The 14,914-nt window shown below is 43.9% G+C and carries 12 protein-coding genes; 8 read left to right on the top strand and 4 right to left on the bottom strand.

Annotation, left to right across the window (positions count from 1 at the left end):
• Positions 1–593: 593 nt before the first annotated feature.
• Positions 594–1,607, bottom strand: a complete 1,014-nt coding sequence (locus F6J94_RS00715; protein ID WP_293017580.1) for a tetratricopeptide repeat protein — start codon at positions 1,605–1,607, stop codon at positions 594–596.
• A 376-nt stretch (positions 1,608–1,983) separates the two neighbouring features.
• Here F6J94_RS00715 and F6J94_RS00710 point away from each other — a divergent pair, with 376 nt between their 5' ends.
• The 5 genes from F6J94_RS00710 to F6J94_RS00685 all read left to right on the top strand — a co-directional run bounded on the left by F6J94_RS00710 (position 1,984) and on the right by F6J94_RS00685 (position 9,112).
• Entirely contained in the window at positions 1,984–4,059 is a 2,076-nt protein-coding gene (locus tag F6J94_RS00710) for an elongation factor G (protein WP_293035893.1), read from the top strand.
• A gap of 1,451 nt (positions 4,060–5,510) precedes the next feature.
• A complete protein-coding gene (locus F6J94_RS00705; RefSeq protein ID WP_293035891.1) occupies positions 5,511–5,756 on the top strand; it encodes a sigma factor-like helix-turn-helix DNA-binding protein in 246 nt (81 codons plus the stop codon).
• Positions 5,757–5,843: 87 nt separating this feature from the next.
• Positions 5,844–6,371 (top strand): AAA-like domain-containing protein, encoded by a 528-nt coding sequence (locus F6J94_RS34055; protein ID WP_364305445.1) that lies wholly within the window; start codon positions 5,844–5,846, stop codon positions 6,369–6,371.
• A gap of 201 nt (positions 6,372–6,572) precedes the next feature.
• Positions 6,573–8,414, top strand: coding sequence for a ferrous iron transport protein B (gene feoB / locus F6J94_RS00690; RefSeq protein WP_293035889.1), 1,842 nt, complete (start codon positions 6,573–6,575; stop codon positions 8,412–8,414).
• Positions 8,415–8,773: 359 nt separating this feature from the next.
• The gene (locus tag F6J94_RS00685; RefSeq protein ID WP_293035887.1) at positions 8,774–9,112 is read left to right on the top strand and encodes a P-II family nitrogen regulator; all 339 of its coding nucleotides are present in this window, start codon (positions 8,774–8,776) and stop codon (positions 9,110–9,112) included.
• A 213-nt stretch (positions 9,113–9,325) separates the two neighbouring features.
• On the opposite strand, the gene F6J94_RS00680 is transcribed toward F6J94_RS00685, so the two are convergent.
• The 3 genes from F6J94_RS00680 to F6J94_RS00670 all read right to left on the bottom strand — a co-directional run bounded on the left by F6J94_RS00680 (position 9,326) and on the right by F6J94_RS00670 (position 10,423).
• Positions 9,326–9,781 carry a DUF3531 family protein gene (locus tag F6J94_RS00680; protein ID WP_293017508.1) on the bottom strand — a complete coding sequence of 152 codons (456 nt, stop codon included), beginning with the start codon at positions 9,779–9,781 and terminating at the stop codon, positions 9,326–9,328.
• A 244-nt stretch (positions 9,782–10,025) separates the two neighbouring features.
• On the bottom strand, positions 10,026–10,151 hold the full coding sequence (locus tag F6J94_RS00675; protein ID WP_293035885.1) for a hypothetical protein: 126 nt from the start codon (positions 10,149–10,151) through the stop codon (positions 10,026–10,028).
• A 59-nt stretch (positions 10,152–10,210) separates the two neighbouring features.
• The gene (locus tag F6J94_RS00670) at positions 10,211–10,423 is read right to left on the bottom strand and encodes a hypothetical protein (protein WP_293035883.1); all 213 of its coding nucleotides are present in this window, start codon (positions 10,421–10,423) and stop codon (positions 10,211–10,213) included.
• Between the two features lie 552 nt (positions 10,424–10,975).
• Here F6J94_RS00670 and F6J94_RS00665 point away from each other — a divergent pair.
• From F6J94_RS00665 to F6J94_RS00655, 3 genes are all read left to right on the top strand, one after another.
• Positions 10,976–12,868, top strand: a complete 1,893-nt coding sequence (locus F6J94_RS00665) for an NAD(P)H-quinone oxidoreductase subunit F (RefSeq protein WP_293035881.1) — start codon at positions 10,976–10,978, stop codon at positions 12,866–12,868.
• A 242-nt stretch (positions 12,869–13,110) separates the two neighbouring features.
• Complete coding sequence (locus tag F6J94_RS00660) at positions 13,111–13,314, top strand: hypothetical protein (RefSeq protein ID WP_293035879.1); 204 nt, start codon at positions 13,111–13,113, stop codon at positions 13,312–13,314.
• Between the two features lie 30 nt (positions 13,315–13,344).
• Complete coding sequence (locus tag F6J94_RS00655) at positions 13,345–14,841, top strand: NADH-quinone oxidoreductase subunit M (protein ID WP_293035877.1); 1,497 nt, start codon at positions 13,345–13,347, stop codon at positions 14,839–14,841.
• The last annotated feature ends 73 nt before the right edge of the window (positions 14,842–14,914 follow it).

Below are 14,914 nucleotides of genomic sequence, written 5' to 3'. Positions count from 1 at the left end.
TTTGATAATGTCTAGATTAGGCTAACCGTCGCCACCCAGTCTTATCCCCTAAACTCAAGGTCTCCCAACGTTACTACACTTTTAATAATCGGCAAAAAATTCAAGCTAGGCTAGTATTAGCCTGGGCAATACCTAAATTTTTCCAGATAAAGGACAATTGATTTTAAGCTTTTTAAGTTTTGTAGCCCTATAACTTAAATTCAAAGGTGACATAGTTTTCGATTATTTTTTCCAAAACTATTATATTTATATATAAAAATATTTGGATATTAACTATTAACATAACACTCAGAAATTAGTAAAAAATACTTGGCATTGGTTTGATTATTTTCACATAATTGAGTATTGATTTAATTTTTATTAAAGTTTAAAAAAAAAAAAATTAAAAATATTCTGTAAATCCTGCCATTAAAAAAAGCAAAAAACAACTGATCTAGAAATCCTAATTGAAACGTGATAAACATCAACAGGAGGATGGGTGGATTCTTCCCCATCTTCCCCATCTCCATAAATCATCCCCCTACAGGTGCAACGCTCCAGATTTATCTGTGGGGAGTCGTCAAAGCTAACAAGTTCTGATGGTACAAAGCGCACTAAAAACCGGAATTACGGGCTTGCTCCATCAATTGCTCAGCCCTACGTCCCCACTGGGGATTACCTTGGCTATTGTAAAGGTCTCTAGCATACTGCAAGACTTGCAGAGCATCACTAAACCGGTTTTGGCGCAGAAATACTACACCAGCAGCATAATAGGCATTAGCGTAATTCGAGTTAGCTACCGCTGCTTGCTGGAATGCTGCCAGAGCACCATCCAAATTTCTCTGACTAAATAAAATTCCCCCGATATTGTAGTGGGCTTCGGGGTATTTGGGATTGATTTTGATCGCTTGCTCAAATGCCTTTTTTGCCTCCTCTAGCTTGCCCTGTTGCCTATAAATCAGTCCTAAATGATATGGCGGTTCGGGAGCATTACGGCTAAATTGCATTGCTTGTTTAAATGATGCGATCGCTTGTGCGGGTGTTCGCAACTTGGACATAACTAGACCCATGTTATAGTGAGCAACACCAAGTTTAGGGTCAAGTTCCAGAGCTCTTTCTAGATATTCCCGTGCCTGAGACAAATTCTTTCCTTCCAACAGGGCAGCCCCTAAATTAGCAAAGGCTAGAGCAAATTCTGGATCGGTCTGGGTCGCCCGATAAAAGGCATCGGCTGACGCCTGCAATTTTCCAACCTGCCGCAATGCTAGGCCCAAGTTGTAGTGTGCTGGTGCTAGCTTGGGATTCAGTTGGGCGGCCTTTTCAAACGCCACGATTGCTTCAAGTACCTTACTCTCTTGAATTAATGCCAGTCCTTGGTTAAGTTGCTCGAGGGCTGCGGGTTGAGTTGGTTTGAGTGCTGGGAGATACTGAGACTGGGCGATTAGTCTACCACTGTAACGGTAAGGGCGAGTAAGGGGATGATGTCTACTCAGTCTCCCTGGTGAATCATTCAGATGATCTGGGTTAACCCCTAGGGCATGGGACACTAGTGGCTGTGTCAGCACCAACAGCCAACTGACTCCTAGGAAGAAATAGCTTCTAGTAGTGACTTTTCTGTTAAAAAACATTAAGTTGAGTGGGAATAAATTTTGCTTAAGATTTTTTAAACATTTTTTTTTATAGTTGTTACGTGTATTCATATTTTTTGAAAATTAGTGACCTAGAGTTATCTTACTTAACAGTTTTAGTAGTTTACATTACAAGACATTGCAAGTTCGATCTAGATCAAACCAAAATAAGTTAATCTCACAACCAGATAACGTTGATCCCATCTCAACAAAACTTACGCATAAACCAGTAGTCAGGAGATAAGTAGGTAGGATGAGCAGGTAAGAGAAGCGTTGACGTATGGCACGTTTTAACCAACTCACCTCGCTACCAGATCATCCCCTTCAAGCTCCGCTTCAATGCATAAGTCCAATTGAAATAATTTGGGGGTAAATTATGAACGGCAAAGCGTGTAAAGCCACCCGTAATGTGGCAATTGTTGGTCCGTATCTCAGTGGGAAAACCACTCTACTCGAAAGTTTGTTGTCCGTTACTGGTACGATTTCTCGCAAAGGCACAGTAAAGGAAGGCAACACCGTCGGTGATAATGCCACCGAGGCCAGGCAACGCCAAATGAGTGTGGAGGTAACTGCCGCCAGCACCGAGTATCAAGATATCTGCTTCAATTTTATAGACTGTCCCGGTTCCATTGAATTTGCTCAAGAAACCTACAACGCCTTAGTTGGTGTGGATGCGGCTGTCGTGGTTTGTGAACCAGTAAGCGATCGCGTCCTCACCTTAGCACCCTTATTCAAATTTCTCGACGACTGGGAAATCCCCCACTTAGTCTTTATTAACAAAATGGATCGGTTTGAGTTGACCGATGATGCTAATGGTAACTCCTTACGGTCCGTCTTTGATGCCCTCAATTCAGTTTCCACTCGCCCCTTAGTACTGCACCAATACCCCATTGGTAAGGGAGAACACCTCACCGGGTTTATTGATTTAGTCACCGAGCAAGCCTATCTTTACCATCCTGATGCCCCAGCTGATCCGATCCCACTGCCAGAGTCATTGAAAGAGGCAGAACAGCAAGCACGCACAGAATTACTAGAAACCTTAGCAGATTTTGACGACCACCTCCTCGAAGAACTACTAGAAGAAATTGAGCCACCCCAAGAAGAAATTGTCCAAGACCTGAAGATGGAATTGGGGGCCGACTTGATTGTACCTGTATTTATGGGTGTTGCTCAGCAAGATTATGGTGTTCGCCCCTTGATCGATGCCCTACTGCGGGAAGCACCAACCCCAGAAACCACCGCCGAGCGTCGCGACATTGCTGGTGATGAATCAAGCACGGTGGCACAGGTACTCAAAACCTATTACACTCCCCAAGGTGGAAAACTCTCCCTAGTGCGAGTGTGGCAAGGGAAACTAACCGATGGCATGGTCTTTAACGGTGTCCGGGCCGGAGGCTTATACCGTATGTTTGGTCACCACACTCAGTCAGTTTCCCAAGTATCTGCTGGTGACATCGTTGCCCTGGGACGCTTAGAGGGCATTAAAACTGGTGACACCCTGACCACGGATACGGGTAATCCAGAGATTAAATTACCAATAGCTGAGGGAACCAAACCAGTCTATGCGTTAGCCATTACTCCTGAGAAGCGCAAAGATGAGGTTAAGCTCAGTGGTGCCTTAACCAAGCTGCTGGAAGAAGACCCATCTCTGATCTGGGAACAACATGGAGACACTCACGAAATCATCCTATGGGGACAGGGAGATATTCATCTTCAGGTTGCTCTAGACCGGATGAGCCGCAAATACAACTTACCGATGACCACTCACTTACCCCGAGTGCCTTACAAAGAAACTATCCGCAAATCCACTATCTCTCACGGGCGCTACAAGCACCAAAGTGGTGGTCATGGGCAATATGGTGATGTCTACCTTGATATCCAACCCTTGTCTCGGGGTGAAGGGTTTAACTTCTCCGAAACCATTGTCGGTGGGGTCGTGCCAAAGCAATATATCCCTGGTGTGGAGATCGGAGTAAAGGAGTACTTGTCCCACGGACCCTTAGGCTTCCCAGTGGTAGATGTGGCTGTTACTCTCACCAATGGCTCTTACCACTCGGTAGATAGTTCGGAACAGGCATTTAAACAAGCAGCACGGCTAGCTATGACCGGTGGTATGCCCAATTGTGAGCCAATGTTACTTGAGCCAATTATGTCTGTTGGAATCTATGCACCTCAGGAATTTACCTCTAAGGTGCTGCAATTGATCACCGGTCATCGGGGTCAAATCCTGGGCTATGAGACCTGTTCTGATTGGACAGGATGGGATTGTGTTTCTGGCTATATCCCCCAGGCAGAAATGCAGAACTTGATCATGGAATTGCGATCGCTTACTTTAGGGATCGGTTTCTTTAATTGGACCTATGACCATCTCCAGGAAGTGCCAGGTAAGCTAGCTGATCGGGTGCTGGCCACCGCTGGCAATGGTAATGGTAATGGTAATGGTCGCAGCTAGGTGAATGGTTTTAGGGGTTAGGTTTTAGGTAAGCATATGCGCGTAGCGCATATGCTTACGGTTTTAGGTATTGGGTTAATGGTTAATGGTTAATGGTTAATTTCTAGTACTTAAAGCCTAAACCGATCATGGCTAATCCCTAGCGAGAGGCTACCCGCTGGAGTTTTTCAATAAAAAAGGGAAGGATCAAAATTAGTAGTTTGATTGGCCAAGGAACAAAAAATAGGCTGACAAACAGACAGATTAAGGCTGTTATAGCTGCAGCCACTTTGACGATTTCTTCAGTAGTCTTAACGCAAAGGTAAATGGCTACTGAGGCGATCATCAAAGTCATCGATAAGGGTATAAGCATAATTATTACCGATACTTTTTAGCTACCAAAGTCTACCAATATCAACTTTAGCCCGCCAATGCAAGCTGATTCCTCAGCCAGGGGGTATCTCCCAAAGCACAGTGAGGCGAGGGATTGCTCGCCTCACTGTGCGCCATCATAAAAGTGCGTAGACCAGATCCAATGTCACTACAAAACCCTTGGTTTTCGGGAAATTTATTTAATTGAGACAAGGTCGTGGCACTAATATCATAGTTAAAGTATAGCAAATTACTTGAGGCAATGGCCAAGCTTTGTGATACTTTTGCCTACTGTCCACTAACCTCAACTTTTTCCGCCATAATTACCTAACCTAGCATCAGGGTTATGGAAAACATAGCAGTTGAGTCAGGTCGCCCCGTCTAGGCAACAGGGGGGTGCTGACCATCCAACACTGCCAATTAGCAGAACGTGATCCCAGATTATTCTCCTAGAGACTACACGATTGAGAATGGGATTTTCGGATACTTATCTAAATTTTCCCACCTTGGGGTTGGTTTGATTCACCTCAAGATGCACCTCAAGTAGCGGCTCCTAGGTCCCATCTCATGGTGCTACAGCAGCAAAGCCTGGCAACGATGAAGCCAATCCCTTGTGGAGTCGGAGTAGAGCGATTGGCCGTAGGCCACGCGGGGCGCGTTCGCTTGATTTTGGTATTAAAGCGATCATGCTATCATGCTTAATCTCAGGGCAATTGGAGCGTGCCATTGAGTTTAGCTTGGCTTCAAGAAATATTATACATAACCTACACATAAATCATACGTTTAGCTAACGCGATTGGCCGTAGGCCACGCTACGCGATCGCAAACTTTCGTCAGCCTTACTAAAGATGTAGGCTAACGGAATTTGATATAACACACCGAACTCTTGACTAGCTCCTACCCCATCGAGACATTAATCATTTTGAATAACGAAGTAGGCGAAGCCAAAGAACGAAGCAATTAGGATTTCAGCAAAAGGGCTATCATCTTTTGGTTTGCGTCTACCCATAATTTTGATTACTGACCCGGTAGTCTAGCAGTTTTCTATGGTTATATCACACTCAGGTTAGCCGCCAAGAATCATGTAGGGTGCAAAGTAAATGGCAGTGCTTAACTTACAATACCTGATCGATATTCAGGAAGGATTAGGATTTGCGGAACAATTAGTGTTTTCCAACACAGGGCAATCTCTCAGTGATATCCAAAGAGCAGTTTTGCAAAAATCCTGGCAAGGGCAACGCAAAACCTATGACCATATCGCTCAAGAGTTAGGCTATTCAGCAAGTTATATCAAGCAGACCGTTGCCCCTAAATTATGGAAACTGTTCTCAGAGGCACTAGGGTAAAAAGTTAGTAAAACCAACTTTCGTAGTGTACTCGAAAGACGACAGGTCAATCAAGAATCGAGTCATACTCAGGAGCTGCTTGGGGTATTGAAACAGGGACTAGAGCCTTACGAAAAAGGGAAGGTGGAATCTACAGCTACTGAACAGATATCAAATGTTTCTTTTCCGAACCATCCCCAATCCCAAATCCTCAATCCTCAATCGCAGCAGTTGGAGTTACCAGAGGGAAGAGTTCCTTTAGCTTCCCGATTTTATGTCGAGCGAGTCCCCTATGAATTCAGGTGTTACGAAGAGATTGTTAAACCAGGAGCCTTTATTCATATTAAAGCACCCAGACAGATGGGGAAAACATCCCTGATGGTGAGGATTCTGGCTCATGCAGAAACTCAGGGTTACCAAACTGTGCGTTTGAACCTTCAGCCTGATTTAGCCGTAGCCTTTGAAGCAGTGGTTAGGGCAAAAGTTCCAGTGGCCTTGGAACAGGTACAGGCATTTAAGCTTTACAGTATGGGACTGGTGAATTGGTCAGACAATCAAGTCATGGTTAGCTGCAATTTGTATCAGCGATACTTTAGCGTTCGCTTTCATAGCCATAGCGCTACGGGCTGGGAATAGGCAAGAGGCATGCTAGCAAGAGGCATGCTAGCAATAGAAAAGCCAAGTTTGACAAAGCTTGTAGCAATTTATCCCTCACCATTATTTGTAAATACCCAAGCGCGTATTGCTATAGTAATCGGAAATATTGCTATATAATCGTTACTGTTCAAGGCCCCCCGATAGCCTGCAGAACTTAAACAAATATCTGGCAGTAACATTATGACCTCTTGCCACAATACCAGCACCGCCGTCATTGAAGAATCCAAAGGGGTTAAGCGAGTTGCCTTGCTAGGAATGCCCAACACGGGCAAATCAACCTTCTTTAACCGTATCACAGGTACCACTGCTCACGTTGGCAATTGGCCCGGCATTACTGTAGATCTACTACAAGCTAATGTCCAACTCAATGGCGAACCTACGGAATTCGTAGATTTACCAGGAATTTATGACCTCAAGGGATTTTCTGATGATGAGAAAATTGTTAAAACCTTTTTAGAAAATTTTGCTGTTGATCTATTTATTCTTGTTCTCAATGCTTCCCAAATTGATAGTCAAATTCGCTTAGCATTGCAGGTAAAATCCCTAGGTTTACCGGCAGTTTTGATGCTGAATATGGCTGATGAAGCTAAGCAATATGGAGTTAAAATAAACACAGAACTATTATCCGATAATTTGGATATGCCCGTGTTACTCATTAGTGCCAAATACGGAGACGGCTATATGAGGGCATACCTAGAAATTTCTAAAACTTTAAAGGCACAAGAACAATCGATTAATATAGATAATCTAAAAACTCGTTTATCTGAGCATAGCTCTATCTCCACTAAAGAGATAGATTCAGTCCTCAATGGTGCGGTAGAAATGCCCTCTGAGATGGCAGTCAATTTAACCGCCAGGATTGATAAGTTACTCCTGCATCCGATATTGGGATTACCTTTGTTTTTCTTAGGAATGTTCCTGGTATTTTGGGTAGTTTGGACTGTGGGACTCCCCTCTCAAGACCTGATGGATGATATGACTGGCTGGATTCAAGGTGCGATGATTGAGCCTGTCATCCAACCCTTACCCACAGTGGTTCAAGACTTTTTGATTAATGGGATTTGGAACGGTTTAGCTACCGTTGCTTCCTTTGTACCATTAATTGTGCTGTTCTTTATCTTAATGGCAATTCTAGAAGATAGTGGCTACCTATCCCGTTCTGCCTATTTAATGGATATCTTTATGGAACGGTTGGGGTTAGATGGTCGCAGTTTTGTGATGCAAATGATGGGATTTGGCTGTAATGTTCCAGCATTAATGGGAACTAGAGTTATGCGATCGCAAGCCTTGCGACTGCTAACTATGCTAGTCATTCCTTTTGCTTTGTGTGCTGCCAGACTCCAGGTATTTGTCTTTATCATTGCCGCTGTCTTTCCCCATGGCAACGGGGCTTTAGTATTATTTTCCCTGTACCTACTTAGTTTTGTAGCCGCCATTGTCACTGCTGCTCTTTTCCAAGGAGTCTTTAAAAACGAGGAACCCTTTATTATAGAATTACCCCCTTACCGAATTCCGACTATCAAACAAGTCTTACTGAGAGGGTGGGGAGAAGTCAAAGAATTTTTGCAACGAGCATCTGGGTTTATTACCTTTGGCTGTGTTGCCGTTTGGTTCATCACGAATTTACCTCCAGGAGCGACAGGATTGGATACCATTGGCGGGCAAATTGGACAATTTTTAAGTCCGATCATGAATCCCATTGGTATTAATCCCCATTTAACCCTAGCCCTAATTTTTGGTTTTATTGCTAAAGAAATTGTGATTGGCTCTTTAGCCGTAATTTATGGACTTAACTCCCTGGCTGTTAGTCAGCAGATAACTGATACAGTAACATTTATCCAAGGATATAGTTTTTGTATCTTTTGCTTAATCTACACTCCCTGTTTAACTACTATTGTTACCCTATTTAATGAGGCAAAATCATGGAAATTTACCCTATTTTCCTTAGTGTTTTCCTTAGGCTTGGCTTGGGTAGCTAGCTTGATATTTTACCAGGGAGCTTTAGCACTCGGATTTCATTGAAGATATAGCACTTCTCAATTGGGTGAGGTACAAATTTATGGGTTTTAGGGAGTAGGGATCCCCCCTAACCCCCCTTAATAAGGGGGGAATGGAGTAGGGAGTGGTAAAAAAACCTGTGTACCTCACTAGTGATGGGAATTTATATAAAAATTAAACGGGAAAAGTTAAATGGGAAAAGTGAAACGAAAAAATGGGGATTCTCCCTTATCCTCCGTGAGCAAGGCAGGCACGAACATGGGCGTTAACAAATGACCTATGACAAAAGTATTATTTTTTACAGAAAAATTTATTTTTCGTGGTATATCTGTCATGCTGGTCTTAGTCAATTGGAGTGGTAGCCCCAGTAAGGGGCTGGGAAAATGCAAAAAATCGAGGCAATTATCCGAGCCTATAAGCTCGAAGACGTCAAAATCGCTTTAGTCAATGCTGGTATCGTTGGCATGACCGTGTCTGAAGTTCGGGGATTTGGACGACAGAAAGGTCAAACTGAACAGTATCGCGGTACAAAGTACAGGGTAGACTTTCTTCCTAAGGTAAAGCTAGAAGTCGTTGTTGAAAATGGCTTAGTTGACATGGCAGTAGAAAAAATTCTCACTGCTGCTCACACCGGTAAAATCGGCGACGGTAAAATTTTTATCAGTCCCATTGAGCAAGTTGTCCGGATTAGGACTGGAGAAAGGAATTTAGAGGCTGTTTAATCTCTAATCTGCTTGAGCTTGTAGCTTGTAGGGTGGGCAAAAACAGTTTGGTTCAAATGAGTATTAATGATTAGATTACTTTGCCCACCCTACTTGAATTGGTCTAAGTGCTAATGGGTAATGGGTAATGGGTAATGGGTAATGGGTACTTGACGATTACCCATTACCCTTACCCAAAAATCCAGGGACGATTTGCTAAGTGATTAGTAGGAATTAGTTGGAATTAGATTCGTAAAACATTGATTTGCTCCGATCGTACACTGGCCAATCGTCGTTTTCACCACCAATAATTAATTTTTCAATCTCCACATATTCTTTGGCAAGTTGCCGCAGAGAATTAATTAAAATATCAAGAGCGATCGCATCACTAGTTCCTAAATCAAACCAGCAGCGCCCCCAAGTGCCTTCATACTCAAACTCGCCCTGATTATGCATCAAGGCCATTAAACTCTTTTCCGCTACTCTATCATCATATTCCATGTAGCTGATTTCTAGGCCAACCTCTTGCACCGGTAGGTTTTCTGCATCAAATCCTCCTAATTTCCCTAATAAAAACCAGGAATTGAACAATTCTTCCACATATTCCTTTTCCCGATAGGAGGGAACAGTGCTAAATTCTATCCAAATCCACAAATCAAATGGGTTAAACTCACGAAATATAATTTGCATATCGTTAGGGAATAGGGAACAGGGAATAGGGAATCGGGAATCGGGAATCGGGAATCGGGAATCGGGAATCGGGAATCGGGAATCGGGAATCGGTTAAAAGCAAATATTTTAACAATAACTAAGTTTTAGTTATTACCATAAATCCCTACTATCCGAGAGTAAACTTTTGATTAATCCTGAATTTTTTCCAAAAACTATCTTATCACAATTTTCAACTAGTTGTGAAAAATATAGTTATGAAAAATCACCAATAGTGAGAGAGGGAGCAGGGAGCAGGGAGTAGCGATGGAGCGCGCTCTTGGAGTTCCAGTTGCTTATCTGACTCCCCATCTCCCCATCTCCCCATCTCCCCATCTCCCCATCTCCCCATCTCCCCATCTCCCCATCTCCCCATCTCCCCATCTCCCCGCGCCCACTCCTGTGATTCCCTCAAAGAGTATAACTAATTGTTGCTACTACTACCCAATCGTGATCGTGAGTTTCCCCTAAGGCATAGTGAACTGTACACCATTCTCCAGACAGATTGAAGTTAAGATGGTAAGTTTTGGAATTAAGCAGTTGAGTGGCAAACAAGTTTCTCAAGTCTAACTCGAACTTGCATTCTGTTTGGATTTCCTCTAATCCTGCTCTTTCTTCTGACAATTATTCTTGAACCTCTTGGTCGCTGCGGTCTCGATCAGCAGCGTGTGGGGCAACGTCGGCAACGCCGGGCTGGCCATCGTCGCCTTCGCTCTCGGCGAAGACGCGCTGCCCATCGCCGGCCTGTTGATGGTGACGATCAGCCTCGGGTCGCTGGTGTTGNTGGAACTGGGTCGCTCTAACCTGACTAAGGATAGATGGGTGGATAGATGGGTTGTCAAGCCTGATTTGAGCTTTAATCCCTTAGCTTGATCGGTTGTCAAGCCAGACTTGACCTTGAATAAGTTAGCTTGATGGGTTCTATAAAGGTTACTTGTCATGATTCCAAAAGCAGTGTTTTATGGTAATAATCAAAAAAATATTCGGAAAAAATAAGCCTGGATTATGTCCAAGATAACCCTTAACTGATAAAGTTGTAAAAATAGTAATGATTTAAGACAAATCACCACATTATTAGCTGTAAACCGAGGAAAATCGTCACTTTAAAAAGACGTTTGGGCTAATTAGTACCGATTTTTATTTAATTGATTGCAGAAATGATGAGGTCAAGGCGTGATGACTGAGTTGCTTACTCAGACGATTTGGGTAGTTCCCATTTACAGTTGGATTGGGGCATTTTTAACTATCCCCTGGGCAACAGGAATAGTGCGTCGTACGGGACCGAGACCAGCGGCTTACTTTAACCTGTTGATGACACTTTTCGCCTGCATTCATGGCTGGCTGATCTTCCAAGCTTCATTACAGGAAGCGGTGCAAGAGATAGAGTTTCACTGGCTAATGGTTGCTGATATTGACATATCCTTTGTTCTGGAAGTCTCACCAGTGAGTACTGCAGCAATGGAGTTTATCACCAGCCTAAGTCTATTGGCGCAACTCTATGCTCTCGGATATATGGAGAAAGATTGGGGATTAGCTCGCTTCTTTGCCCTGATGGGATTTTTTGAAGGGGCATTGATCGGAATTGTCTTGAGTAATTCCTTATTCCTGACCTATGCTCTGTTGGAGATGCTCACGGTGTGTACTTTGCTCATTGTGGGTTTTTGGTACGCTCAGCCTTTAGCACTCAAAGCTGCCCGAGATGCTTTTCTAACCAAGCGTGTAGGAGATATATTGCTGCTAGTTGGGGTGGTGAGCTTAGCAACCTTTGCGGGAAGCTTAACCTTTTCAGACTTGTATACCTGGGCTTATTCAGCTAATCTACCGCCACTAGTGGGTAACTTACTGGGATTGGCTTTGATTGCTGGTCCAATTGGTAAATGTGCCCAATTCCCCTTGAATTTATGGTTGGATGAGGCGATGGAGGGACCCAATCCCGCTTCAGTACTGCGGAATTCCTTGGTGGTGACTTGTGGTACTTATGTGCTGATTAAACTGGTGCCGATCGTGACCATGGTCTCACCGTTGACCTTATCGGTGTTAGTAGTTATTGGTACTATCACAGCACTAGGCACCTCAATGGTAGCGATCGCACAAATCGATATTAAGCGATCGCTTTCCCATTCCACCAGCGCTTACATTGGTTTAGTATTTATCGCGGTTGGAATGCAGCGCGCTGATATTGGTGTGATTTTACTGGTTGCCCATGCCTTTGCTAAAGCCTTGATGTTTATGAGCATCGGGGGGGTAATCTTCAACACCAATAACCAAAATTTAGCTGAATTGGGGGGCTTAGGGTCAAAAATGCCCGCTACTAGCACTGCCTTTGCCGTGGGTATGGTTGGTCTGATTGGACTTTTCCCCCTGGGTGGCTTTTGGGCAATGAGTGAAGGGATTAACGCCTTTTGGTTTGATGCCCCTCTTCTGGTCATACCCTTTCTCTTCGTTAACGCAGTTACTGCCTTAGGTTTAGTCCGGGTGTTTCGGCTAGTTTTCCTAGGGAAACCCCAAGCGAAGACCCGTCGAGCACCAGAAGTACCGTGGGCTATGGCCTTACCAATGGTAGCGTTAACCATACTGACATTGCTGGTACCAGTGCTAATACGTCCGATGGAATTGCTATCGGAATGGGAGGATCTCAATCTCCTAGCCGAGGTAAGCTTGATAATCTCTAGTGTCGTAGGTTGCACTACAGGGGCTTTAATTTACCTACCCAGAACCTGGTCGCGCTCAATTCGGATGCCGTTGAAATTGTTCCAAGACCTATTCGCCTATGACTTTTACCTAGACGAACTGTATCGTTACACCATCGTGTTTGCTGTTCGCTTATTTTCTAACATTACAGCTTGGGTGGATAGATATATCGTTGATGGCTTAGTCAATCTGGTTGGTTTAGGAACAGTATTTAGTGGTCAAAGCCTAAAATACAGCGTTTCTGGTAAATCACAGTTTTATGTACTGACTATCCTTTTAGGAATCAGCTTATTAGCAATCTTCATCACTTGGCCCTTGAATCAGTGGTCTTGGAGTCAGTGGTCTTTGGAGCAGTGGTCTTTGTTGATAGGTGATTAGTTGAACGCGCACGCGTGGCCTTTTGGCCAAGGTTAGCAGGTTGAAGGTTAGCAGGTTGAACGCGCACGCGTGGCCTTTTGGCCAAGGTTAGCCCGTTGAAAGTTAGCAGGTTGAAAGTTAGCAGGTTGAACGCGCACGCGTGGCCTTTTGGCCAAGGTTAGCCCGTTGAAGGTTAGCAGGTTGAAAGTTAGCAGGTTGAACGCGCACGCGTGGCCTTTTGGCCAAGGTTAGCCCTTTGACTGTTGAACCTTCAACCCCAAACAACCTTCAACCTTCAACCTTCAACCAAACAACCTTCAACCCCAAACAACCTTCAACCAAACAACCTTCAACCTTCAACCAAACAACCTTCAACCAAACAACCTTCAACCTTCAACCTTCAACCTTCAACCAAACAACCTTCAACCAAACAACCTGCAAATAAACAACCCGATAAGAACAGTTAGTAAACAAATAATTAGGAGACTGGTCGATTTATGTTGAGTGCCTTGATTTTGGTACCAATACTTAGTGCCGCTATAGTGGGGTTTTGGCCCGGGAATGTCACCGCTAAAGCAGCTCGTCAAATTGCCTTGGTGGTTACTGGTGGTATTTTCCTCTGGTCAGTAATATTGATGACCATGTTTAACCCCGGTGACGTGAATCTACAATTTCAGGAAAATCTTCCTTGGATTCAGGCAATCGGTTTGACCTATAGTTTAGGGGTAGATGGTCTATCGTTGCCCTTACTTATCCTAAATGGTCTGCTAACCGCAATTGCCCTGTATTGCACAGATTCCAATACCATTCGGCCTAGGTTGTATTACGCTCTGATGCTCTTGATCAATGGCGCTGTTGCCGGTGCCTTCCTAGCTCAGGATTTACTGCTGTTTTTTATCTTCTATGAGCTGGAACTGATTCCCCTATATTTGTTGATTGCAATTTGGGGGGGTAAGCGCAGAGGCTATGCTGCAACCAAGTTTCTCCTCTACACAGCCCTTTCCGGAGCCTTGGTTTTAGCGTCATTCCTGGGCCTAGTGTTTTTGACTGGTTCCTCTAGCTTTAGCTACGCCGAGACCAAGGAGCTGGCATCATTACTACCCGTTGCTCAGCAATTAATTCTTTTAGGAGCAGTTCTAATTGGCTTTGGAATTAAAATTCCCTTCGTGCCATTCCATACCTGGTTGCCAGATGCCCACGTGGAAGCATCAACCCCAGTTTCAATTCTATTAGCTGGTGTACTCCTGAAATTAGGTACCTATGGTTTGTTGCGGTTTGGCTTAGGTTTGTTTCCGGAACCTTGGACAATTCTGGCACCTTGGTTGGGAATTTGGGCAGCAGTGAGTTCCCTTTACGGAGCGTTCAATGCCATTGTCCAGAAAGACATGAAAAAAATGGTGGCATATAGTTCTGTCGCTCACATGGCATACATTCTGTTAGCTGCTGCTGCTGCCACTAAGCTAGCGTTGGTAGCCTCAGTTTTGCATATGATCAGTCACGGTTTAATATCAGCGCTACTGTTTTTATTAGTCGGTATCATTTATAAGAAAACTGGCTCACGGGATATCACTATCCTCAATGGTCTATTAAATCCGGAACGGGGTATGCCAGTAGTTGGTAGTTTGATAGTGCTTGGTGTAATGGCTAGTGCTGGTATCCCTGGCATGGTGGGATTTATCTCTGAGTTTCTGGTCTACTGGGGTAGTCTCCAGGTGTTACCAATCCCAACTATCCTATGCATGCTCAGCACCGGTTTAACGGTTGTTTACTTTTTACAACTAGTTGGTGGAGCCTTCTTTGGTCGTCTGGCTAACCATTTAACTGATTTACCAACCGTTAAGTTCACAGAACAATTACCAGGGCTGGTTTTAGCACTATTGATTGTGGTTCTGGGACTACAACCAGGATGGTTACTTAATTTAAGTGAACCGATCACAGCAACTTTGGTAACGACACCACCGAATGTAGCTGTGAATGTATCAAGCAATAGTTGAAGGTTAACAGGTTGTTCGCGTAGCTTGGCCGAAATGTAGAATTTAGAATTTAGAATTTAGAATTTAGAATTTA

The organism is Moorena sp. SIO1F2, assembly GCF_010672755.1.
Classification (GTDB): Bacteria; Cyanobacteriota; Cyanobacteriia; order Cyanobacteriales; family Coleofasciculaceae; genus Moorena.
This window is presented reverse-complemented; position numbering and strand designations above follow the sequence as displayed.